This window comes from Neisseria macacae ATCC 33926 (assembly GCF_022749495.1).
Taxonomy (GTDB): Bacteria; Pseudomonadota; Gammaproteobacteria; order Burkholderiales; family Neisseriaceae; genus Neisseria; species Neisseria macacae.
The window spans coordinates 1,996,121-2,018,559 of sequence record NZ_CP094241.1 but is presented as its reverse complement, the minus strand read 5'-3'; the positions used below and the strand labels follow the sequence as shown (position 1 = coordinate 2,018,559).

General features: G+C 50.1%; 19 protein-coding genes and 1 tRNA gene. 6 read left to right on the top strand and 14 right to left on the bottom strand.

Translation table 11 applies throughout. From position 1 onward, the window contains the following. The first annotated feature begins 214 nt into the window (after positions 1 to 214). Positions 215 to 679: a ProQ/FINO family protein gene (locus MON40_RS09690; RefSeq protein ID WP_003777487.1), complete on the top strand. Its 465-nt coding sequence runs from the start codon at positions 215 to 217 to the stop codon at positions 677 to 679. Between the two features lie 748 nt (positions 680 to 1,427). Here MON40_RS09690 and MON40_RS09685 read toward each other — a convergent pair. The 3 genes from MON40_RS09685 to mutY form a co-directional block, all read right to left on the bottom strand. Continuing rightward, positions 1,428 to 2,051: a phosphoribosylanthranilate isomerase gene (locus tag MON40_RS09685; protein ID WP_039862917.1), complete on the bottom strand. Its 624-nt coding sequence runs from the start codon at positions 2,049 to 2,051 to the stop codon at positions 1,428 to 1,430. A 154-nt stretch (positions 2,052 to 2,205) separates the two neighbouring features. Further along, entirely contained in the window at positions 2,206 to 3,675 is a 1,470-nt protein-coding gene (locus MON40_RS09680) for a protein adenylyltransferase SelO (RefSeq protein ID WP_003777498.1), read from the bottom strand. A 95-nt stretch (positions 3,676 to 3,770) separates the two neighbouring features. Then, complete coding sequence (gene mutY / locus MON40_RS09675; protein WP_039862864.1) at positions 3,771 to 4,844, bottom strand: A/G-specific adenine glycosylase; 1,074 nt, start codon at positions 4,842 to 4,844, stop codon at positions 3,771 to 3,773. 162 nt (positions 4,845 to 5,006) lie between these two features. Between mutY and MON40_RS09670 the strand changes: the two genes are divergently transcribed. Further along, complete coding sequence (locus MON40_RS09670) at positions 5,007 to 6,047, top strand: zinc-dependent alcohol dehydrogenase family protein (RefSeq protein WP_003777504.1); 1,041 nt, start codon at positions 5,007 to 5,009, stop codon at positions 6,045 to 6,047. Between the two features lie 165 nt (positions 6,048 to 6,212). On the opposite strand, the gene MON40_RS09665 is transcribed toward MON40_RS09670, so the two are convergent. The 7 genes from MON40_RS09665 to MON40_RS09635 form a co-directional block, all read right to left on the bottom strand. Continuing rightward, positions 6,213 to 7,274: a DNA polymerase beta superfamily protein gene (locus MON40_RS09665; RefSeq protein ID WP_039862867.1), complete on the bottom strand. Its 1,062-nt coding sequence runs from the start codon at positions 7,272 to 7,274 to the stop codon at positions 6,213 to 6,215. Between the two features lie 92 nt (positions 7,275 to 7,366). Beyond that, the gene (locus MON40_RS09660; protein ID WP_242925887.1) at positions 7,367 to 7,678 is read right to left on the bottom strand and encodes a DUF6968 family protein; all 312 of its coding nucleotides are present in this window, start codon (positions 7,676 to 7,678) and stop codon (positions 7,367 to 7,369) included. Positions 7,679 to 7,682: 4 nt separating this feature from the next. Next, positions 7,683 to 8,441 (bottom strand): nucleotidyltransferase domain-containing protein, encoded by a 759-nt coding sequence (locus MON40_RS09655; protein WP_003777509.1) that lies wholly within the window; start codon positions 8,439 to 8,441, stop codon positions 7,683 to 7,685. Positions 8,442 to 8,530: 89 nt separating this feature from the next. Then, on the bottom strand, positions 8,531 to 9,823 hold the full coding sequence (gene hisD / locus MON40_RS09650; RefSeq protein ID WP_003777511.1) for a histidinol dehydrogenase: 1,293 nt from the start codon (positions 9,821 to 9,823) through the stop codon (positions 8,531 to 8,533). Then, the gene (locus MON40_RS09645) at positions 9,820 to 10,698 is read right to left on the bottom strand and encodes a hypothetical protein (RefSeq protein WP_003777512.1); all 879 of its coding nucleotides are present in this window, start codon (positions 10,696 to 10,698) and stop codon (positions 9,820 to 9,822) included. The genes hisD and MON40_RS09645 overlap by 4 nt, the downstream gene beginning before the upstream one ends. Before the next feature lie 103 nt (positions 10,699 to 10,801). Next, positions 10,802 to 11,455, bottom strand: a complete 654-nt coding sequence (gene hisG / locus MON40_RS09640; RefSeq protein ID WP_003777514.1) for an ATP phosphoribosyltransferase — start codon at positions 11,453 to 11,455, stop codon at positions 10,802 to 10,804. A gap of 125 nt (positions 11,456 to 11,580) precedes the next feature. Then, positions 11,581 to 12,288 (bottom strand): SCO family protein, encoded by a 708-nt coding sequence (locus tag MON40_RS09635; RefSeq protein WP_003777516.1) that lies wholly within the window; start codon positions 12,286 to 12,288, stop codon positions 11,581 to 11,583. Positions 12,289 to 12,578: 290 nt separating this feature from the next. Between MON40_RS09635 and MON40_RS09630 the strand changes: the two genes are divergently transcribed. Together MON40_RS09630 and MON40_RS09625 are read left to right on the top strand one after the other, a co-directional pair. Further along, positions 12,579 to 12,663, top strand: a tRNA-Leu gene (locus tag MON40_RS09630). Between the two features lie 265 nt (positions 12,664 to 12,928). Then, positions 12,929 to 13,957, top strand: coding sequence for a T6SS immunity protein Tli4 family protein (locus MON40_RS09625; protein ID WP_003777520.1), 1,029 nt, complete (start codon positions 12,929 to 12,931; stop codon positions 13,955 to 13,957). A 56-nt stretch (positions 13,958 to 14,013) separates the two neighbouring features. Here the strand turns inward: MON40_RS09625 and MON40_RS09620 are convergent, their stop codons facing one another. Then, positions 14,014 to 15,528: a polyamine aminopropyltransferase gene (locus tag MON40_RS09620; RefSeq protein ID WP_003777522.1), complete on the bottom strand. Its 1,515-nt coding sequence runs from the start codon at positions 15,526 to 15,528 to the stop codon at positions 14,014 to 14,016. Between the two features lie 256 nt (positions 15,529 to 15,784). Here MON40_RS09620 and MON40_RS09615 point away from each other — a divergent pair, with 256 nt between their 5' ends. Further along, positions 15,785 to 16,183, top strand: a complete 399-nt coding sequence (locus MON40_RS09615; protein WP_003765161.1) for a DUF350 domain-containing protein — start codon at positions 15,785 to 15,787, stop codon at positions 16,181 to 16,183. 267 nt (positions 16,184 to 16,450) lie between these two features. Here MON40_RS09615 and MON40_RS09610 read toward each other — a convergent pair whose 3' ends face one another. Then, positions 16,451 to 17,272, bottom strand: coding sequence for a DUF6850 family outer membrane beta-barrel protein (locus MON40_RS09610; protein ID WP_003777531.1), 822 nt, complete (start codon positions 17,270 to 17,272; stop codon positions 16,451 to 16,453). Between the two features lie 361 nt (positions 17,273 to 17,633). Between MON40_RS09610 and MON40_RS09605 the strand changes: the two genes are divergently transcribed. Next, a complete protein-coding gene (locus tag MON40_RS09605) occupies positions 17,634 to 18,656 on the top strand; it encodes an SPFH domain-containing protein (RefSeq protein ID WP_003777532.1) in 1,023 nt (340 codons plus the stop codon). Between the two features lie 199 nt (positions 18,657 to 18,855). Here the strand turns inward: MON40_RS09605 and MON40_RS09600 are convergent, their stop codons facing one another. Both MON40_RS09600 and MON40_RS09595 read right to left on the bottom strand, forming a co-directional pair. Continuing rightward, positions 18,856 to 20,319, bottom strand: coding sequence for a surface lipoprotein assembly modifier (locus MON40_RS09600; protein WP_242925886.1), 1,464 nt, complete (start codon positions 20,317 to 20,319; stop codon positions 18,856 to 18,858). A 138-nt stretch (positions 20,320 to 20,457) separates the two neighbouring features. Further along, entirely contained in the window at positions 20,458 to 22,407 is a 1,950-nt protein-coding gene (locus MON40_RS09595) for a hypothetical protein (RefSeq protein WP_003777538.1), read from the bottom strand. Positions 22,408 to 22,439 lie beyond the last annotated feature (32 nt).

Genomic DNA, 22,439 nt, shown 5'->3' with positions numbered 1-22,439 from the left:
GTCTGAAAACAAACATGGCGGATTGTGCCGAACATTTTCAGACGACCTTTCTCAACGCCTATTGAGATAAGTGTGCCGGCCCGTCCGCAACATAAACATTTACAATCGAACATTCGCAAAAAAACTTAGCCAAAACACAGGCTTTATACTAAAATACCGCCATTACCGTGCCATAGCGAAACGCACGGCTTTATTTTAGAGGAATACAAACGACATGACACAAGAAACCGCTTTGGGCGCAGCTTTGAAATCCGCCGTCCAAACCATGAGCAAGAAAAAACAGACCGACATGATTGCCGACCACATCTACGGCAAATACGACGTCTTCAAACGATTCAAACCGCTGGCCGTCGGCATCGACCAAGACCTTGTTGCCGCGCTGCCCCAATACGATCCTGCACTGATCGCCCGTGTTCTCGCCAACCATTGCCGCCGCCCCCGCTATCTCAAAGCCCTGGCGCGCGGTGGAAAACGTTTTGATTTGAACAACCGCTTCAAAGGCGAAGTCAGCGCGGAAGAACAAGCCATTGCCCAACAACATCCGTTTGTCCAGCAGGCTTTGGCAGAACAAGCCGAGCGCCAAGCGGCCAAACAGGCAGCGAAAACTGAGGCGGTAGAAGCCGAACAAGTCGGCGCAGCCGCCGAAACTGAAGAAGTGGCACAAAACAACGCCGAATAATACCGAATGATTTTAAAAGGTCGTCTGAAAACGGATTTTCTGTTTCAGACGACCTTTTTTATCGGTATTTCTAGTGGATTAAATTTAAATCAGGACAAGGCGACGAAACCGCAGACAGTACAGATAGTACGGAACCGATTCACTTGGTGCTTCAGCATCTTAGAGAATCGTTCTCTTTGAGCTAAGGCGAGGCAACGCCGTACTGGTTTAAAGTTAATCCACTATCAAATCAACGGAGGAGGGAAAAGAGGGGATAAGCTTTGCGGTCATGATTTCCGCTTTGGTAGGGATTCATAAACGTGTTTTCGTTTGTTGATTTTTTATTGGGGATGATACGTTTTTTAAAGATGGATTTTTGTATGCGTGAGAATTGAAGTAGATGGGAATATCTTGTTTTATTTGATTTTATTTTAAACTTGGAAAATCAAGATAAAAAAATGCGCATATCGTTTGGGATATGCGCCAAGTCTACAAAGGAGAAATAGAGGAGAAAAATCAAGCTGCATCAAGCAACTCAACGGGCGTTATTATCTACGAAAGGCATCGTTTTGTCAAATTTTTATATGAAAAAATTTTCTATTTTTTGAGAAAACGGCGGATTTTCTGCTTGCCAAATGTCAGGTAATTGCCCTGTTCTTTTTAAAATCTATATAAATCAATGGGTAAGTTGTGTGTTGTATAAGATACAGGATACCTGTTCCATATAAAACGGCATAAAATGCACCAACGCTTTTTTTGACCAAAAGGTTTACCGAATGGCGCGGACGGCTTGGATGAAGGTAGCCATTTTGGCTTCGTCTTTGATGCCGCCGGCACTTTCCACGCCACCTGAAACATCGACTGCCACCGCATTGCTGGTTTGGATGGCTGCTGCAATATTTTGCGGAGTTAAGCCGCCTGCCAGAATCCAAGGTTTGGTCAGATGGTCCGGCAGCAGCGTCCAGTCAAAGCTCAGACCTGTGCCGCCGTATTCGTTGGGATGGTAGGCATCAAACAGCAGGGCGCGGGCGTTGGGGAATCGGGTTTGTGCGGTTTCAATGTCTGAAGCGGATTGGACGCGTATGGCTTTGAGATAGGGGCGGTCAAACTGACGGCAAAATTCATCGTCTTCGTCGCCGTGAAATTGGATGATGTCGATGGGCACTTGCCGGAGGGTTTCGCGGATGGTTTCTGCTGTTTCATTGACGAATAAGGCAACGACGGAGACGAAAGGGGGAAGGGCTGCCACGATTTTTTTTGCCTGTTCGGGCGTGACGGCGCGTTTGCTGGCGGCGTAAAAAACCAAACCGATGGCATCGACGTCCAGCTCGGCGGCTTTTCGGGCGTCTTCGGGGCGGGTGATGCCGCAGATTTTGATGCGGATGGTTTTCATCTGTTTTCCTTTTTTGGGTCGGTCTGTTCGGTTGGTTGCAAAAGATGTGCCGCCGTTGAAATGGGGCATGGGCGTATTTTTGTTGATATCGTTCTTTACGGTCAAGGTCGTCTGAATATTTTCAGACGACCTTTTTGTCTGTCTTCTTCAACGTCTAACTTGAACAACTGACGCAAACCGGAATGCTGCCTTCGGGCGGCGGTTCGGCAAGGTCGGCGAACTCTGCCTGTTCGTCAAAGGGACGGGCGAGGCAGCGGCGCAGGCGTTCGATTTCGCGGTAGTCGCCGTTTTGGGCTTGGGCGATGGCCTGTTCGGCAAGGTAGTTGCGCAGGATGTAGAGCGGGTTGGTCCGGTTCATGTGTATTGCGCGTTCGGCGGGAACGCTGTTTTCGGCGCGCAGGCGTTGGCGGTAGCGTCCGAGCCAGCGGATGAAGGCGGGCGGGACGCCGTTTTTGAAGGTCTGTTCGAGTTTGGACGGGAGGGGTTCGCCGTGTGTATTGCCGACTTCGGACAGATTTCTGAAAAACAGGGTGAAGTCGGTTTTTTGGTCTTGCAGGGCGGCGAAGAGGTCGGCGATAAGGCTTTCGTCGTCTCTTTTGTCTGCTTGCTGCAAACCGAGTTTTCGGCGCATTTTCTCTAAATAGGTCGTCTGAAAAACTTCTGTCCAGCCGTCAATGAGTTGTTCGAGGGTGTTGTGTGGGACGAGGGCATCGAAGCAGGAGGCGAGGGCGGAGAAATTCCAATGGGCGACGAAGGGCTGGGCATTGTAGGCGTAGCGGCCTTGGGTGTCGGAATGGTTGCAGACGTGGCGGCGGTCGTAGTCGTCGAGGAAACCGAAGGGGCCGTAGTCTATGGTCAGCCCCAGTGCAGACATGTTGTCGGTATTCATCACGCCGTGGCAGAAGCCGACGCTTTGCCATGCGGCGACGGTATCGGCGGTATGGTTGCGGATTTGTTCCAACAGGGCGGCGTAGGGATTGTCGGCATCTTGGCAGCCGGGGTAGTAATGCCGGATGAGGTAGTCGGCAAGTTGTTGGATTTCGGCTTCGCGGCCGGTGTAATAGAAGTATTCGAAATGGCCGAAGCGCAGAAAGCTCGGGGCGATGCGGGTCAGGACGGCGGCGGTTTCGACGGTTTCGCGATAAACGGGGTCGTCGCTGCCGCACAGGGCGAGGGCGCGGGTCGTGGGGATGCCGAGACCGTGCATGGCTTCGGAACAGAGGTATTCGCGGATGGAGGAGCGCAAGACGGCGCGCCCGTCGGCAAAGCGGGAGTAGGGCGTTTTACCTGCGCCTTTGAGCTGCCACTCTTGGCGTTGTCCCGCGGCATCGACGGAATCGCCAATCAAGATCGCGCGCCCGTCGCCAAGGCGCGGGGTATAAACGCCGAACTGATGGCCGCTGTAAACACCGGCAATGGGCGCGGGCGCGTATTGCGGCGCGTTACCGCTGAGGTAGGCAAGGTTGGAGGTCGTCTGAAAATCTGTATCCAAATTCAACTCTGCCGCCAAATCGGTGTTGAAGGCGACCCAATAGGGCGCGGTCAGCGGCTCAGGGGAAACGCGGGAATAGAAAAACGGTGGGAGTTCGACGAACTGTTGGGTAAGCAGGGGGAGTGTGTGCATGGGATTCCTGACGGGCGCGGGCGGGTTTGTATAACGCGCGGGTATGTTTATTGTGTTTTAGAGTTGGATGCTGCCTGTTTGATTTTCAAGCATTTTTAAAACAATGCCTGCTGCCGTTGTTTCAAATAATCTGCCAGCGGTTTGGGCAAACCGTAATCCGCCAAATTTTCGGGTTTAATCCAGAGGCAGTTATCTTTTGATGCGTTTTCAGAACGGGGCAGCGTGTCTGGCGAACTGATTTGCGCTTCAAACGGCGTAATCATCAATAAACGATGCGTCAGGCGGTGGGTGAGGACGGGTTGTTCGGAAAGGTCGTCTGAAAAAATGCCGAGCTTTTCGGCGCAAGCGTATGTTTCGTTCAGGGTTTCAAAACACGGCACGCAATACAGGCCGCCCCAAATGCCTTTGGTAGGGCGTTTTTCCAGCAGGATTTCGCCGTCTGGGTTGCGGACAATCAGCCAGTAAAGCGGCAGGGTTTGCACTTCGGGGGCGGTTTTTTTGCGCGGCAGCTCGGCGATGCGGTTTTGCTTTTTCGCTTCGCAGATGTCCGTCATCGGGCATTGATGGCACAAGGGTTTTGTTCGTTTGCACACGGTTGCGCCTAAGTCCATCAAGCCCTGCGTATAGGCGGGCATATCGGCGTTTTCAGACGGCAGCAGGCTTTCGGCAAGCGTCCAGAGCGAGTTTTCGAATTTTTTATCCTGCGGATTGCCGTCGCGGGCGAACACGCGGCAGAGCACGCGTTTGACGTTGCCGTCCAAAATGGTTTCGCGGCGGTTGAAGGAGAAGGCGCAAATAGCGGCGGCGGTGCTTCTGCCGACGCCGCAGAGGGTTTCCAAGTCTTTACGCTCCGACGGAAACGTACCGCCGAATTGTTCGACGACTTGTTGCGCGGCTTTGTGCAGATTGCGTGCGCGGCTGTAATAGCCCAAACCCGCCCACAACGACAACACTTCGTCTTGCGGCGCGGCGGCAAGTGCCTGCACGGTCGGGAATTTTTCCAAGAAACGCGGATAGTAGTCCAACACGGTGGCGACCTGCGTCTGCTGGAGCATGATTTCGGAAAGCCAAACGCAATAAGGGTTTTTGACCTGCCAAGGGAGGTGGTGCCTGCCGTGTTGTTTTTGCCAGCGGATGAGCCGTTCGGAGAAGGGGGTGGGTGTGTTCATTAATATCAATCAGTGGTTTTATTTATATTGAAAACAAAATGTTATGATATAACATTGTGAAAATAATTCTTATTGACTTATTTTTTTTAGGGGTATATAACTCATATAAAGAGACTTTATTGCAGTATTGAAATTATTTATCAACAAGCAAGGAGTATCAGCATGAAAGCAATGGTTTATCACGGCGCAAACGATATCCATTTTGAAGAAAAACCCCGTCCGCAGATTATCGATCCGACCGACGCAGTGGTGAAAATCATCAAAACCACGATTTGCGGTACCGACTTGGGTATTTGGAAAGGCAAAAATCCCGAAGTCGCCGACGGCCGTATTCTTGGCCATGAAGGCATCGGTATTGTAGAAGAAGTCGGCGAGGCTGTAAAAAACATCAAAGTCGGTGATAAAGTCATTATTTCATGCGTCAGCAAATGCTGTACTTGCGACAACTGCAAAATCCAACTCTATTCACACTGCCGCAACGGCGGCTGGATTTTGGGCTACATGATCGACGGCACGCAAGCCGAATACGTCCGCACGCCTTATGCCGACAACAGCCTTGTTCCGCTGCCTGACAACGTCAATGAAGAAGTTGCGCTGCTGTTGAGCGACGCCTTGCCGACCGCCCACGAAATCGGCGTGCAATACGGCGATGTCAAACCAGGCGACACTGTCTTCATCGCAGGCGCAGGCCCTGTCGGTATGTCCGCCCTGTTGACCGCCCAACTGTACAGCCCCGCCGCCATCATCGTCTGCGATATGGACGAAAACCGTTTGAAACTGGCGAAAGAATTGGGCGCGACCCATACCATCAGCCCCGCTTCAGGCGACGTATCCAAACAAGTCTTTGCCATCTTCGGCGACGACGGAGTGGACTGCGCCATCGAAGCCGTCGGCATCCCCGCCACATGGAATATGTGTCAAGACATTGTCAAACCGGGCGGTCATATCGCCGTTGTCGGCGTACACGGTCAATCCGTTGATTTCAAACTCGAAAAACTCTGGATTAAAAACCTCGCCATCACAACCGGCTTGGTAAACGCCAATACCACCGAAATGCTGATGAAGGCAATTTCCAGCAGTGCCATCGATTACACCAAAATGTTGACCCACCGTTTCAAATTCAGCGAATTGGAAAAAGCCTACGACGTGTTCAAACACGCCGCCGAAAACCAAGCCATGAAAGTGGTTTTGGAAGCGGATTGATTTGAAACAGATTATTGAGTTTTAAAAAGATAGAGGTCGTCTGAAAACAGGTTTTCAGACGACCTCTTTATTTATGGGGCTGATGTTTGGTTCACATGGAGCGATTTTTTAAAGTCCATTCACGATAAATCTTGCCGTTTCCATTTTCAGACGACCTTTTGCCATTTACCCGTAAATGCTTTCCCTCACTTCAACCAAAGCCGCCAAAGCCGAAGCAGCATTTACCGTTTCGGGCAGGTCGGCAGCCTCAAACGCTGTTTCCACTTCCGCCATCAGCCGTTCTGCTTTTTCCAGCAGGTCTTCGTAGGAGGATTCGCCGCGTTTGATGGCGAGCAGTTCGTCGCGGTTGGGGCGGCGCGGGCGGATTTCGCCGTGGCGGGCGATGTCGCGGGCGGTTTCGAGCAGGCGGAAGGTGTGCATCATGTTTTTGGCGTCGTAGCCCTGTCCGTGTGCCTGCGTGCCTTGGTAGCGCGTTTCGTTACGTTCCGCCAGCCATTGCTGATAGGAGGTGTATTCGCGGCAGTAGCTGCTGTATCCATCTTGGTTGAAGGAGAGGTAGGCAAGCGGGGTTTCGCCTTCGGGAACGGAGCTGAGGGAGAGGTTGGTGGCTTCGGGTTTGAGCGCGACGCCGTGGTAGCCGCGCGTGCCGTCGGGGTCGTAAAACAGGGCGTAGAGTTCGCGGGCGTGGGCGATTTTGACCAAACCGACGCGCCGTTGCTCCATCCTGCGTTGCGAAAGCCAGTGTTGCAGCGGCACGGTTTGCGCGCCTTCTACGATGTGGCAGAAATCGAGTACGCTTTTCTTTTCAGACGACATCGGGTTGCTGATTTTCTTGTTTAGCCCGCGTGCTTTTTTGATTTGCCCGTAGGCGTATCCGGCGAAACTCTGACGGCAGGCTTTGGACACAAACCATTCGGTTTTGAACGCGTCCATCAGCGGCGAACGGTAGCGCACGCAGTCGGGCGGCGAGGCGAGCAGTTCCAGCGTGTTCGGGTTGCTTTGCAGCAAAAGCTCGATAAACCGCCCCAGTTCGTAATAAACGATGTCGTTGGTTTCGTTGCTGATTTGCGGGATGTATTCCATGCCGTAAAACATGGATTTGGGCAGGTAAAACACGCCTTTGATGTCGGTATCGGATTCGGGTGTCGCCAAACCGTAGGCGCGGCTGCCGGAAACGGCTTCTAACAGAAGCAGGTTTTGTGTGTGCAAGTCTTCGATGGTGAGCATTTTCAGACGACCTTTTGTGAGGTGGTTAGGCATTGAAAAGCAGCCTGCACTTTCAGGCTGCCTTTAGTGTGTGTCGGATTTGTGAATCCAATTTACGGCTGCTGTTGGTTGGAATTATCAATCGAAGGAAATCCAAGATTTTTATCCCCGTTCCAAGATAAATTTTCTTTTTTCCAGAAATCGGTGTGAGACAGAATAACGCCAAGTTTAACCATAGCCAAATAAATAGCCTGCAACATATCTTCACCGATTGCCCTTCCCTCATCACAATAATCATATTTGCTTATTTTATACTGGCAAATATACGCTTTGTATTCGTCAGAAAAAAAGGGGAGATACATGGTAATTTCAACAGGCTCGCCATTTTCTGTATGTAATTCTCTATATCCTATGATTTTATGCATAAATTTATCCATTTACCGCCGCCAAAGTTTCGCGGAACAATTCATTCAGCGGCGCGCTGTCGGCGGCTTGGGTGGCAGGGGCGGATAATTCGGAAACTTCGTTATATAAATCAACGGTCAATCGTTGCAATTCGGGCGACAGCGTATGCAGGTAACTTTCGTCCTGTTCCGCCTTGATGGCCACCAAATCGGCGATTTGGGCGGCGCAGTCCGTTTGCCATTCGCTCATCAGTTCCGCCAGCGTCATCGGCGGGATGCCGCCTTGTTTGACTGCCCACCGTGCCGCGAGCAGCGGACGCAAGACGTAAAACCATTTTTTCAGTTTGACGGGTTGTGCCAAATCCATGTTTCTCAAAGCGTTGCCAGCGATGCCGCGATAATGGTGCAGCAGCGCGGCGGCTTGGGCGTATTGCGGCGCAAGCGCGTTCAGACGGCTTGTGAAATCATCGTCCTGCGTATAAACCATCGGCGAACGCAGCCATTCGAGCAGCGTGGCATTGCTTTTCCGCAGCAGGCGCAACGCTTTGCGGATGTCCCAGCCGCCCACGTCAAACCATTGGTTTTCGATAAATTCAAACGTGTCTTTCGCCTCGTCGATTCGCAGATAATATTCCTGCGGACGGATATAAATGGCACGCACGTCGTAATCGCTGTCGGGCGAGGCAAAGCCCCATGCGCGGCTGCCGCTCTCTACCGCCAGCAGGAAATGCAGCGGCTCGGTATGGGCGATGTGGGTGAGTTTTTCTTGAATGGCTTGTTTCATGATGTTTCTTTTAATAGAGGTCGTCTGAAAACCCTAAAACAGGTTTTCAGACGACCTTTGCTTTTTGATGGATGGCGGGTTCGACCGAATCAGTCTTTCAACCTGAATTCCGCAGCGCGCGCGTGGGCGGTCAGGCTTTCGCCGTGTGCCAACACGCTGGCGGTTTTGCCCAGTTTCTGCGCGCCTTGTTCGGAGACTTGAATCAGGCTGGAGCGTTTTTGGAAGTCGTAAGTACCCAGCGGCGAGGAGAAGCGGGCGGTGCGGCTGGTGGGCAGGACGTGGTTGGGGCCGGCGCAGTAGTCGCCGAGGCTTTCGCTGGTGTAGCGTCCCATGAAAATCGCGCCGGCGTGGCGGATTTTTTTCGCCCATTCCTGCGGGTTTTCTACCGACAATTCCAAGTGTTCGGGGGAAATGTAGTTGGCGATTTCGCAGGCTTCGTCCAAGTCTTTGGCGAGTATCATCGCGCCCCTGTTGCCGAGCGAGGCTTCGATGATGTCGCGGCGGGGCATGGTTTCGATGAGGCGGTTCATGGCGGCTTGGACTTCGTCGAGATAGGGCTGCGACGTGCCGATGAGGATGGCTTGGGCGATTTCGTCGTGTTCGGCTTGGCTGAACAAATCCATCGCCACCCAGTCGGCGGGCGTGGTGCCGTCGGCGATGACGAGGATTTCAGACGGCCCCGCCACCATGTCGATGCCGACTACGCCGAACACGCGCCGTTTGGCGGCGGCGACGAAGGCGTTGCCCGGGCCGGTGATTTTATCGACCTGCGGTACGGACTCGGTGCCGTAGGCGAGGGCGGCAACCGCCTGCGCGCCGCCGACGGTAAAGACTTTGGTGACGCCCGCGACGAAGGCGGCGGCAAGTACAATGTCGTTGCGTTCGCCTTTGGGCGTGGGGACGACCATAATGATTTCTTTCACGCCTGCGACATGGGCGGGCATGGCGTTCATGATGACGGAACTCGGATACGCCGCTTTGCCGCCGGGAACGTAAATGCCGACGCGGTCAAGCGGTGTAATTTGTTGTCCCAACAGCGTGCCGTCTTCGTCTTCGTAGGTCCACGATTCCATTTTTTGGCGTTGGTGGTAGCTTTCGACGCGTGCGGCGGCGGTTTTCAAGGCGGTTTGAATTTCGGGCTGCAAACGCTCAAACGCGGCCTGCAAATCGTCTTGAGTGAGGATGAGGTCGGTTATGGTTTGGGCGGACGTGCCGTCGAAGCGGTTGGTGTATTCGATGAGCGCCGCATCGCCGCGCTTTTGCACGTCGGCGCAGATGTCGGCGACAATGCGGTCGATTTCGGGATTCTGCGCGGTTTCAAAAGCCAGCAGGGCTTTGAGTTCGGCTTGGAAATCGGGCGATTGGGTGTTGAGTTTTTTCATGATTTGGGATTCTCCGTTGTTATTTTTGGACTTGGGGTCGTCTGAATATTTTCTTGTTCAGTCTCGGTTTTGGGTCTGATATACGCTTTTTCGCCCGCTCCGCCGAACTTCAATTCGGGCAGGCATTTTTGTTGCAAGCCGAGTTTGGCCAACACTTTTTTGCTGGACGAGGCGGTATGGAAACGGTAACGGGTTTGTTTTCTGCCGTTTTTGGTTTCTTCAAGCGTTTCGAAACCGTCCACCTCATACGCGCTGACAACGGCGTTTTGCAGCCCGGTGTGAACGCCGATAACGTATTTCACTTTGGAGGCGGCATCTTTGCCGATAACCCAGTTGCCCAACGTACGCGATTTGAGGTTGGCATCGTCTTGGTTGTCGAAGCGGTAGTCGGTTTCTTCGTCGGTATCCAAGTCCAAAGCGTCTTGGATTTTGACGGCGAGAACCAGTCCGTCGGGATTAAGGTCGTCAAGCGGGCAGGGCGTGAATTTGAAGCGGTCGTCGAGTGCTTCCGCGCTGATGCCGCTTGCGCCGCATCCGGCAGATTTGTTTTTGAATTTTTTGCCGACAACGGATTTGACGAAATGAATCAGGACAGTTTCGGCGGCTTGCGCTTCGGCTTCGGTCAGATGATAGCTGATGATATGGCGGCCGAGTTTCTTGCATTTGGCAATGGCTTTGCGTGCCGGTACGTCAATGTCACCGTCTTGCGAACGGGCGGCTTGTTCATGCTCGAAGATACGATTACCGCAGCCTTTGCCGATGTAGAGGATTTTGTCTTTTTTCAGGTCGGTCAGGCAATAGACGTAAAACCGACGTTCGCCGTTATTCAAAACGGAAAGGGTTGAATCTGAAAATTTTTTTATTTTTGCAACCATTTTAAATCCTCCTATACAGTTTACTGCCGGTGGTATTTTCAGACGACCTGTCGGCGGGAACGGCTAGGGTCGTCTGAAAACGCATCTTCATTTAAATGAACGCTCACCCCGCCTTCGCTGCGCTGCCGAACGCCTGAATAATCGGCTCCAGCAGCGCGTGTTTCGTTTTCAATGCGGCTTTGTTGACCACCAGACGGCTGGAAATATCGACGACGTGTTCGACCGCTTCCAAGCCGTTCGCCTTAAGCGTGTTGCCGGTGGAGACCAAATCGACGATGGCGTCGCTCAGGCCGACCAGCGGCGCAAGCTCCATCGAGCCGTAGAGTTTGATGATGTCAACGTGTACGCCTTTGCCGGCGAAATGCTCGGCGGCGATGTTGGGGTATTTCGTCGCGATACGCAGGCGGCTGCCGGGCTGCGAGGCGGCGGCGTAGTCGAAACCTTTTCGGACGGCGACCATCATGCGGCATTCAGCGATGTGCAAATCCAGCGGCTGGTAAAGCCCGCTGCCGCCGTGTTCGATTAAAACGTCTTTGCCCGCGATGCCGAAGTCTGCCGCGCCGTATTGGACGTAAGTCGGCACGTCGGTGGCGCGGACGATGACGAGGCGGATGTTTTCATGGTTGGTGCCGATAATCAGCTTGCGCGATTTTTCGGGCGCTTCGGCGGGAACAATGCCCGCCGCTGCCAAAAGCGGCAGGGTTTCTTCAAAGATGCGCCCTTTGGACAGGGCGATGGTCAGCGTGTTTTCAGTCATTGTTGTTATGCTGTCAGACTTTGAACCCGTACCAAACAGGCAGTCTGACTTTCTCCACTATATGTTTCAGATGGGAAAAAGGTCGTCTGAAAACCGCGACCGGCATTCAGACGACCCCATGCGGATCAAAGCAGTTTTTTGATGTCGGCGGCAATGGTTGCCGGTTCGCTGCCGTAACGCGAGAAAATCGCCACTTCGCCGGTTTTATCAATCAGATACGCGCCGGAAGAGTGGTCAACCAAATAGTTTTCGCTGTCTTCTTTTTGATTGACTTTGGAGGACACCACGCGGTATTGCTGTTTGATGACCGGCAGGCTTTGGTCGCCTGTCGCAGTCAGACCGATAAATTCAGGATTGAACTGTTTGACGTATTTGCCGATGACTGCGGGCGTGTCGCGCTCGGGGTCGATGCTGACGAACACCACTTTCACATCTTTCGCCTGATCGCCCAACTGTTTCAATGTGTCGCTGTAAGTCAGCAATTCGGTCGGACAAACGTCGGGGCAGTGCGTATAACCGAAGGACAGAATCACAACTTTGCCTTTCAGGCTGCTTAAGCTGAACGGCTTGCCGTCGCCGTCGGTCAGCGTGAAATCGCCGCCGATGTCCTCTTTACGCATATCCGTTCCGGGCGCTTGCGGTGCGGGCGCGGTAGCGGCAGGTGAGGATGCGGCGGGAGCGGAAGCAGGCTGTTCGGCCGGAGCCGCTGTTGAAGAAGCGGCTGAAGCAGGCGCAGGATTTTGTTCCGGCGCTTTGGCTTCTGGTTTGCAGGCGGCAAGTGCGGCAAGGGCGAATGCGCCCAAAATGGCGGTACGGATTGCAGTAGGCATCATAAAAATTCTCCAATGCGGGTATGGTGTGTGAACGTCGTCTGAAAATAAAAAAATGAAACGAACGCTGCCATCTTAGCGCGTTTGCAACATTTAATATAGCGGTTTATGCCGTTTTTCGGCTGAAAATGAATGATGTTTGATATAAGTGGAAAGAGTAGGGCGCGTCGGGAACAAAATAAAATGAATTTAATGTTTTTAAAAATCAAAAATATAAGCAATATGTCTGCAAACAAGGCAAGATTTTGCTTTACAAGCCCGAATACGCCGCTATAATAGCGACTTCTTCACCAGCCCAGGTGGCGAAATTGGTAGACGCAGGGGACTCAAAATCCCCCGCCGCAAGGTGTGTCGGTTCGAGTCCGACCCTGGGCACCACAATAAACCGCTTATCAGCGGTTATTTTTTTGCCTGTCGAAAACTCATATTAGAAGCCAACATTTTGATCAATCAGGATTTTTGTTGGTTTTGCCATGTTCTCAGTATTGGATCAAAACAAACACGCGGTTCAGCAAAAGTCGGATTCATTTACCTCTTATTTCTCTGCTTATGTTGAATAAATACCGCCAAGCCCGTTTTATGACAAAGGTCGTCTGAATAAACTATACTTTCATACGACCCCTATTTATTACGGAGCTTATTTATGTCTATCCGTCTGACCACGCTGTCTCTAACACTTGCCGTCGCAGCCTGTACGCCCACCGTTTCCCCATCGGCAGAAACCTCGCCGACCGTCACCAAATCCGCCATTGATACTGCCTACTGGACCGAACAGCCCTATTGCAGCGGTCGCTATCAATTACGCCTGCCGTCCAAACGCCGTCATGGCAGTACGCACCTTGATTACAACGGCTGGAGCGTGATGGTCATGTTTAACGACTGGAAGAGAAACGTTAGGACCATCAATGAGACTAAGCAAAATGGTAGAGATGGAACGGATATTGTCGTCGATACCCGCACCCTGATTCCGGATCGGGCAATGATGCAGGTAACGCGCGGGGGATTTCATTGGGAAAACATTATCGGGAAAGACGGTATGCCCTACGAAGCCGACTTACATTTCAAACTGGATAATGATGACGCCTATATCGTACGCAGTTTTTTCTATATCCCTGCCGACAATAAGAAAGCCCCTGCCAACTGGAAAGCCCAAGAAAAAGAGCTGATAAACGGCATGGAGAAAAAATTCCGCCAAGAAATCCTCAATGGATTGAAAACCAGGCAGGAATTTGAAGTGCCAAATAAACACGGTATATGCCTGATAGGCGGTTTTATCGCCGATGACGGCAAAAAACCGTTTGAAGTTCATAGCACCGTCGAATTTGCCAAACAACATGATATGAGTCTGGAAATCATGCACGGCGATGTGTTGAAAGCGGGCGAAGCGACGTTGCTGCAACGCAAAGTCGACCCAGAAAAAGGTTTATTGATTAAAGCGTTAACCCGCACCATCCGCCAAGGCAAACGCACCATCAACGGTATGTCGGGCGAGGAAAAACTGGTGAAATGGGGCGGCAACAAATATATGTTCTTTTGGGAACGCGACGGCGGCGATCCGCGCATTATGATGCAGTTTGGCGCGGAGAAAAAAGACGGGACGAAGCGCAGCGAAGCCGAAGTCCTTGCAATTTGGGATACGGTTTTGCCGACTTTGAAGCCTGTGAAGCCATAGCGATGAAAAGGTCGTCTGAAAATGGTTTTCAGACGACCTTTGTTTTGGGAAAAAGCTCAACGGATGACGTTGTGCCAGTCGCTTTCGAAATAGCTGACAAGGATTTGGTTGTTCAGATAGTTCGGCTCGACCTTGCGTCTTGCCATGTCGGGTGGGAAGCGGAACATTTCGGCGGCGGTTTGGGCGTTTAGATAACGTGTGGGAACGTCGAATTTCTGCGGGACAGGGAATTGTTTATCAAAGCCTGCCAACACAAATCCCCATTCGCCGAAGGAGGGGACGTAAACGTGGTAAGGCGCAGTGGAAAGGCCGGCGGCTTCGAGGGTGGCGACGACCGACCAGTAGGCATTGGGGGCGAAGTAGGGCGAGGTGGATTGGACGACGATTTTGCCCTGCGGCTGAAGATGGCGGGCGACGAGGCGGTACATGGGGACGGAGTAGAGTTTGCCCAGTGAGAAATTGGACGGGTCGGGCAGGTCGATGATGATGACGTCGAATTGTTCAGACGACCCCTCCAGCCATTTGGCGGCATCGTCGTTGACGACGTGCATTTTGGGATGGGACAGCGAGCCTTGGTTGAGCGCGCTTAAGGTGGCGGAGATTTTAAAAGTGGCGGTCATGTCGGGGTCTAAATCGACCAGGGTAACGTGTTTGACCTGCGGGTATTTCAAGACTTCGCGCGCCGCCAATCCGTCGCCGCCACCGAGGATGAGGATGCGGGAGGCGTTGGAAACCATCTGCATGGCGGGCAGGACGAGGGCTTCGTGGTAACGGGCTTCGTCGCGCGAGGAGAATTGCAGGTTGCCGTTGATGTAGAGGCGGGTGTCGTCTTTCCAGCGGGTAACGACGAGCCGCTGGTAGGGCGAGTGGCTTTGATAGACGATAGGATCGCCGAAGTAGCTTTGTTCGGCTTTGAAGGAGATGCGGTCGGCGTAGGCGAAGGTGGCGGCGAGGACGGACAAGACAATCAGCGCACGCAGGCGGATGGCGCGGTAGCGGGGCAGTTCGGCTTTGAAGACGCGTGCGGTCAGGTAGGCGACGGCGGCGTTGAGGATGCCGAACAAAAGGGCGGAACGCGCCATGCCGAGTTTGGGGGCGAGCAGGAGCGGGAAGAGCAAGGAAACGGCGAGTGCGCCCAAATAGTCGAAGGTTAGGACTTTGGAAACGAGTTCTTTAAACTCCGCGCCTTTGCGGTTTAATACGCGCATCACCAACGGGATTTCCATGCCGACGACCGCGCCGACAATCAGTACGAAGGCGTAGAGCAGGGTGCGGAACGGGGCGGCGGAAAGACCGAAGGCGACGAACAAGGCCAGCGCGGAAATGCCGCCGATGATGCCGACCAAAAGTTCGATTTCGATAAAGCGGTGCAACACGTCTTCGTCTTTGATGTAGCGGGTCAGGTGCGCGCCTATGCCCATCGAGAAAAGATAAAGTCCGATGACGGAGGAAAACTGCAAAATGCTGTCGCCCAAAAGATAGCTCGCCAGCGCGGCAATGATGAGTTCGTAGGCAAGGCCGCAACTGGCGACGATGAAGACGGAGATGATGAGGGTGCGGTTGGCGGTCATGGTGTGGGCGTTTTATAGGGTCGTCTGAAATCTGAAAAACGGATGATTCGACAATGGTGGGGCTTGATGTGTAAAACGGTATGTTTTGAACAGAAATGCGTATCCTGCCGCGCTGCCTTGGGTGTTAAATGTATGGTTTTTCGATTCCAAAACCGTTTTTTAAGGAAGGGCCGGTTTGTGGTGCGTCCCCTTTAATTTCAGATGGCTTAGAGTTGTGGCATAATCCATTATATCAAAATACCGAGGAAGCCCTATCGTGAGTATTTCCCTGCCCCAATACCTGCTTTACCTGCAATATATGCTTGCGGGGGTGGCGATGACTGCCGTTTTCGGCGCGGTGTATCTGCGGATTACGCCTGCGGAAGAATTGCGGCTGATTAAAAACGGCAATCTTGCCTGCGCCTTGTCGTTTGGCGGCGCGCTGGTTGGATTTTGTTTGACGCTCGCATCCAGCATTGCCCATAGCGTCAGTTTCGTTGATTTTATCCTGTGGGGTCTTGCGGCGGCGGTGATTCAGATTTTGGTGTATTTCGCCGCCACGATGATGATTAAAGGCGCAACGGAGGAACTCATCGGCAACAACGTCGCCGTCGGCGCGCTGTTTGGCGCGGTGTCCGTATCCATCGGCATCTTGAATGCGGCTTGTCTGACCTGATGCTTCTGTTTTCTTGGTTTCAGAAAGTTGTGTGTTTCCATAAATATAGTGGATTAACTTTAAATCAGGACAAGGCGACGAAGCCGCAGACAGTACAGATAGTACGGAACCGATTCACTTGGTGCTTCAGCACCTTAGAGAATCGTTCTCTTTGAGCTAAGGCGAAGCAACGCCGTACTGGTTTAAAGTTAATCCACTATACTAAAAATTTCAGACGACCTGCCTGTCTGCAAGGTCGTCTGAAAAGGTAAACGCACCGTCAGTGCATCAGAACGTATATCGTACTTTTACACCAGCTTCATGGGTGTAGTTTTTAGGTTCGGTGGAACCATATATGCCGTCTGGCAGATAGACGAGGGCCGTATCCGATTTCTTGACTTTCCAGCCGCGATAAAACGGAACGACGCTTATTTTAGATTCGTTGGCGAATTTTTTAGATACGGGTACTTCGACTTCGATGCCGTGCCCGCTCGACTGTTTCATTTCAATGTCCTGATGGGCGCGATAAGAATGCTGACGGCCTCTCAGGGAATGGTTGTAGGCGATATTGGGTGAAACTTCGAAACCGGCAGGAAGCGCAATGTTTACACCGGCATTGATTTGCGCATAAGTGGTCCGGTTTTTGCGGTCGTAATTGTTGGCTACGACGCGGGAACCCAAATCTTTCAAAACGCGGTGTCCCACGCCCGCTCCGGCAGTCAGGCTGACACGGTCGTTAATCGGGTGCGTATATTCATATAAGGCGCGGACATCATAGACGCGGCGCGGAGAGCCGTTGAACGTGGCAGTGCCGTATTCCGTTACATTGCCTCTTCCGTCCTGATACCTTCCTGTGTAATCCGACTTGCCTCGGGAGTAGCGTCCTTCTAATTTTGCCGCATGGCGGTCGTTAAAGCGATATTTGACGCCGCCTGTCAGAGACCACAGGTTTCCCTTTTGACGCATAAGGCGCTCGCCGTCTTTATATTCCCGATAATTCTCTTTGTAATATTCCGTACCCACGGTAAACTCGACAGGACGGGCAGCCTGTGTGCAGACGGCGGCAGACAATGCCAAAACGGCAAAGCAGAAGCGGGTGGTTTTTTGCATGTATATTCCTTTTCTTTGTTAGAATCAATATGATAAGTTAGAGAAATTGCACTAACCATTCTATAATGACCCAACAAAACCCAACAATTACCGCTTGGCGGATATATCAACCGCTCAGATTTTTCATCCGACGATTTTCCCGATGGGCATTTTTCGATTAGCGGCGAAAATCCCCGAAATAGCGCAAACCTGACCGTCTACACAAAGCACAGGCGGCAAGCAGTCCGACGCTATGCCGATATTCTTAGAAATGCCGGTGTTTAACCTGATTTTATAATCGGTTGAAGAAAACATACGTTTTCTGCCCTTATGTCATGTCTACAACCGACAAGTTACCCATTCTTCAAAATAAGGAACCGCAATGTTCAACTTTATCAAGAAACAGTTTATCGACGTCATCCAATGGCCGAATCCCGACGACAGCCTGCTGATGTGGCGTTTCCCGATTGCCGACGAGGAAATCCAAAACGGCGCGAGCCTGACCGTGCGCGAGGCGCAGATGGCGATGTTTGTTGACGAGGGCGTAACCGCCGACGTGTTCGGACCGGGCCGTTATACACTCAACACGCAAACGCTGCCGCTGCTGACCAACCTGAAAAACTGGGACAAGCTCTTTGAATCCCCGTTTAAATCCGACGTTTACTTTTTCAATACCAAACAACAGCTTGCGCGGAAATGGGGGACGTCGCAACCCGTTACCGTACGCGATGCCGAGTTCGGAGCGGTGCAGTTGCGCTCGTTCGGCATGTACGCCTACCGCATCAGCGATCCGGCAAAATTCTTCAAAGAAGTCAGCGGTGTAGCGGCAGAATACAGCGGTGTCGAGTTGGAAAACCAGTTGCGCAATATCGCCATCACCCAACTCGCGGCGGCGTTCGGCAGCTCCGGCATTCCGTTTTTGGATATGGCGGCAAACCAAGTTTTGCTGTCGCAAAAAATCGGCGAATTACTCGGCGCGGAATTTGCCAAACTCGGCTTGACACTGGAAAACTTCACCGTCGAAAGCATCACTCTGCCTGCCGCCATCCAAGAAGCCTTGGATAAGAAAATTTCCATGGGCGTCATCGGCGACTTGGGACGCTACACCCAATACCAAACCGCCGAATCCATCCCGCTCGCTGCGCAAAACGAAGGCGGACTTGCAGGAATCGGCGCAGGTTTGGGCGTAGGCACTGGCGTCGGTCAGGCAATGGCTGGCGCGATGGCGGGCATGATGCAGCCCGCAGCGCAACCGGCAGCACAACCCGCCCAAAGCGTTCAGACGACCTCCGAAGACCCGCAGGCAAAATTGACGAAACTCAAATCCCTGTTGGACGGTGGTTTGATTTCCCAAGAGGATTACGATAAAGCCAAAGCGGAAGTGTTGAAGCAGTTGATCGGCTGAGGAAAGAGGTCGTCTGAAAACACTAGGCTTCAAAATATTGGACACTCATAAAAGCCTGCTTGGACGGGTTGATAAAAAGCTGAGTTCTGTATGTGACAGGACTCAGCTTTTTTAATTGCTGTATGCACCGATGTGCTTTCAGACGACCCTTTAACTAAGTTCGATAGATTTAGTTAAAGTGCGTGTATATCAAATTTTTTCAAAACGTTTTCTCAAAATCTATAAATACGCGATTTTTAGTATAACTATGAAGTTCGTTAATATTGCTGTTATTGTTTGTATATCGCCAATTTAATCTCGGCGTAATTCCTAGAAAACTAAGTTTATTGTGCCAGAGGCTTAAATTGGTAACCACGACATTATCTGTACGATGACGGTCGGTAAAGACGTAATGTTTTCCATCAAAGTGTTCATTGTAGTAATTAATGATAAGGCGACTATTGAAATTTTCACCCCAAATTTGCCCCCAACCTAAGTAACCTCCTATCCGTTTGGAGCTGCTGCCTGCGAAATTTTCAACTTTGTCACGCGCATAATTCAAACCTCCTAAGAAATAAGTTTTATCATTCATCAGGTAGGTCGCCCCAAATCCAATCTGATAATCTTTCCCTTGTTGTTTGGTATAGGCATAATCTTTTTGTGCAAAGGTTCCGTTGGCAGATAGACGTAAATTTGGTTTTGTCCAACGTGAAACACCTAAATCTACCCCTTTACGCGTGTAATAAGGATGATTTCCGTAGCGACGCTTTTCTAAAAATGGCATAACAAAACTATCTGTTTTAAAACTTTTATTTTTATAACCTAGACTGACTTTTGCCGTTTGATCATCATAATCATGATTATCCCAATAGCTGACACCGTCGACATCGCCTGAAAGAGCGAAATAATGGTTGCCTTTGAGATTGATATCGCGATCAACGGATAGGGCGTAGGTAAAACCATGCCCTTTTTGTGGCAGATAGTCAGAATTTTTTTCAAAAGCCAAGTTATCAAATTGAGGAAGATGGATTTCACGCTCAGCTGAAACGTTGTTGATATTGTTGTCTTGGGTGTAACTCAGACTGCCTGAAAATTGCCATTTATTTTGCCCCATAGCGTTTTCATAAAGGGCAATAGTAGGAAGGACATCTTCTGGTAAACCTTGCTTTTTGGCAGCATTAAATTCATGTTGTGAATTACGGGTTTGCTTATCCTCATAAAGCATAGCAGCCAAGTCTAGACGAACGGTGACAAGATTAGGATGTCGAACAAGAATATTACGGTAAAGTGTAATGGCTTTTTTATGCTTTCCTTGCGAACGCCAAATTGCGCCTTGCGCATAATCCAATAAAATAGGGTCATGCCTATCCCATTTACGATATATAGGCAAGAGCTGCTCTGCAGCAATATAGTTTCGCGCTTGCAATGCTTGATTTAACAAAGGTTCGGCCAGCTCTGGTTGTTTGGCTAGATCATCTAATGTCAATGTCTGAGTATGCTCATTCAAAGAAGCCTTGACACCATTCAAAAGGGAGGTGCCTACCTCCGGTGGTTTAGGAATGGCCATTTCTTGTATCCTTTCCATTTGGCGATCGGCTTCAGTTTCAGGGTTAGCAATGGTTTTGGCAGTAACCATTATGGGAAATAATATGCCCGCAATAAAAATGAATTGATTAGATTTCATGAGTATATTTTTCAGATAATTCAGGATATTTTAAGTTGCCCCTCCAATTGCGCTTTGTTTATTTGCAGAGGGGTTTGCTTGGAAAATAATAAGCAGCAGATGCAAAGCTTCTGCTGCTTATTTCTTTGGGTAAGCGTCTTAGCGTTTGCCAATGAAACCGATATTGTTTTCGCCATGGCTGGTAGTAATTTTTAACAAACCACCGACTTCTTCAGCATTTGGACCGGCAAAACGTACGTTACCTTGACCATAAATTACTTTATTTTCACCTGGGTTTTTTCCTTCCATCCAGACAGTAACATTTTGAGCAACTTGGTTTCTACCCACTAGAGAAACTTTTTGACCCGCGCTTGCAGAAGGCATTCCACTCTCTGTTTTTACATTACCGCTGGCAAAATATACATTACGTTTGTCATCTAGGCGACGGTTGGTAATCGCGCCATTGAAGGTAACGTTATTGCTTGAAACAGTATTGTTGTAAGCCATATCTGGTTCATGGAACTGTGCAGTCATATTCATCACACCGTCTTGTTTACCATCTCGGCTAGAATAGGCAACGCCTGTATATTTGGCAGATAAACCTTTTTTAGTCTTCATGTCATAGACATTGGCAACTATACCATTTTCAGTAGCAACTCGGTCGAAAATGCCGATGTTAAAAGGATTATTGAGTCCATAAGTGCCATCGCCATTTTTATAGCGCCATGCATTTAATGAGAGATATTGTTGATTGAAGCCATTGGCTTGTCCAACGTCATAGGTATAAATCGCACGAATTTCATTTGTCTTGCCATAGTTTAATGCACTGAACATTTCGGCAATTACACGTTTATTTTGGAATGCACCCAATGCTTTATTGTCATCAATACCGACATGGACTGAATATAAGGATACCTGCGTCATTTGTCCGTTATCGGCTACAATTTTTAGGCTGCCATCTTTTTGTGTAACCATAAAGTAGCTACCTGGTGCGAAGTGATATTGCTTGCCAGCAGACCACCCTAATGCTTTGAGCGCCTCTGCACGTTCCGGATAATTTTTTGCTGATTCTGCACTGACTTCAAATGTAGTTGATTTTTTTAATGTAAAACGATATGCATATTCACCGTTTTGGTTAACATATAATTCATCGTCTGGATTATTGTTAAAATAACGATTTAAAGAATGTGCATATTGATAACCGCTGCTGGGTTCGGTAGTTACAGTCCATACAGGATTATTATTTGCATCTAATTTGTATTTCACATCTGTTAATACACGGCGGCCTTTATCCAATTCAGTTTCATTATCGGCATTAGTAGCAAAATTATTAAACCATTTTGTATAACGGCTACCGCCTACACTATCTAATTCCAGTTTGCTGGCAGTTTGATCTAAGATGTTAACACTCCTGCCATTTTTAACTAATATGCCATTTTTATTGCGTTTATCTACACCAATCAGATTTTTTGCACTTAATGGCGTATCAATCTCGTCATAACCGGCTCTCTTCGCAACATAACCATCTGTATAGTTGGTAAAGTAACGCGTTGCTACACCCCCTAATATAACTGTTTGAGGGCGCAAAAGTTTGGTTTTATCTTTTCTATAAGCGGATGTCAAAAGGTGAGAGGTAGGGTGATCATGTGGACCTTTAGCTGTCTCTAATAATGGGGTCGCACTTAAGTTATTTGCAATGAAACCGGTATTCACTTCAGTTTGATTGAATTGTTCAGTTTTTATTACATCACTTAGTTTTAGTGTGGTCAGTTTATCCTGAATGCCTTTATTTAATAATAATGTTTCTTTGTTAGTGTTAGTTTTATTATCTTTATTGGCATTATTTTTGTCGGCATTTCCTTTGTCAGTGTTAACCTTGTTGGAATTGTTTTTATTGGTAGTACCTTTGTCAGAATTATCCTTACTAGAGTTGTTTTTGTTGGTATTGTCTTTTTTTGCGTCATCTTTATTGACGTTGTTTTTTGGGGCTACAGATAGATTTTTGGGTGAATCTCCACCTCCATTTGAACTGCCGCAGGCTGCTAAAATTGCAACGCAAATACCGCTTAGAACAAAATGAGTAATAGGTGATTTATTTTGAGTGTGCATAAATAATCCTTACTGGTTGAAAAATAAATTCA

Excerpts from the sequence above, each read along its gene's own strand:
- MON40_RS09690 (WP_003777487.1), top strand. The coding sequence starts at position 215 with ATGACACAAGAAACCGCTTTGGGCGCAGCTTTGAAATCCGCCGTCCAA.
- MON40_RS09685 (WP_039862917.1), bottom strand. The coding sequence starts at position 2,051 with ATGAAAACCATCCGCATCAAAATCTGCGGCATCACCCGCCCCGAAGAC.
- MON40_RS09680 (WP_003777498.1), bottom strand. The coding sequence starts at position 3,675 with ATGCACACACTCCCCCTGCTTACCCAACAGTTCGTCGAACTCCCACCG.
- mutY (WP_039862864.1), bottom strand. The coding sequence starts at position 4,844 with ATGAACACACCCACCCCCTTCTCCGAACGGCTCATCCGCTGGCAAAAA.
- MON40_RS09670 (WP_003777504.1), top strand. The coding sequence starts at position 5,007 with ATGAAAGCAATGGTTTATCACGGCGCAAACGATATCCATTTTGAAGAA.
- MON40_RS09665 (WP_039862867.1), bottom strand. The coding sequence starts at position 7,274 with ATGCTCACCATCGAAGACTTGCACACACAAAACCTGCTTCTGTTAGAA.
- MON40_RS09660 (WP_242925887.1), bottom strand. The coding sequence starts at position 7,678 with ATGCATAAAATCATAGGATATAGAGAATTACATACAGAAAATGGCGAG.
- MON40_RS09655 (WP_003777509.1), bottom strand. The coding sequence starts at position 8,441 with ATGAAACAAGCCATTCAAGAAAAACTCACCCACATCGCCCATACCGAG.
- hisD (WP_003777511.1), bottom strand. The coding sequence starts at position 9,823 with ATGAAAAAACTCAACACCCAATCGCCCGATTTCCAAGCCGAACTCAAA.
- MON40_RS09645 (WP_003777512.1), bottom strand. The coding sequence starts at position 10,698 with ATGGTTGCAAAAATAAAAAAATTTTCAGATTCAACCCTTTCCGTTTTG.
- hisG (WP_003777514.1), bottom strand. The coding sequence starts at position 11,455 with ATGACTGAAAACACGCTGACCATCGCCCTGTCCAAAGGGCGCATCTTT.
- MON40_RS09635 (WP_003777516.1), bottom strand. The coding sequence starts at position 12,288 with ATGATGCCTACTGCAATCCGTACCGCCATTTTGGGCGCATTCGCCCTT.
- MON40_RS09625 (WP_003777520.1), top strand. The coding sequence starts at position 12,929 with ATGTCTATCCGTCTGACCACGCTGTCTCTAACACTTGCCGTCGCAGCC.
- MON40_RS09620 (WP_003777522.1), bottom strand. The coding sequence starts at position 15,528 with ATGACCGCCAACCGCACCCTCATCATCTCCGTCTTCATCGTCGCCAGT.
- MON40_RS09610 (WP_003777531.1), bottom strand. The coding sequence starts at position 17,272 with ATGCAAAAAACCACCCGCTTCTGCTTTGCCGTTTTGGCATTGTCTGCC.
- MON40_RS09605 (WP_003777532.1), top strand. The coding sequence starts at position 17,634 with ATGTTCAACTTTATCAAGAAACAGTTTATCGACGTCATCCAATGGCCG.
- MON40_RS09600 (WP_242925886.1), bottom strand. The coding sequence starts at position 20,319 with ATGAAATCTAATCAATTCATTTTTATTGCGGGCATATTATTTCCCATA.
- MON40_RS09595 (WP_003777538.1), bottom strand. The coding sequence starts at position 22,407 with ATGCACACTCAAAATAAATCACCTATTACTCATTTTGTTCTAAGCGGT.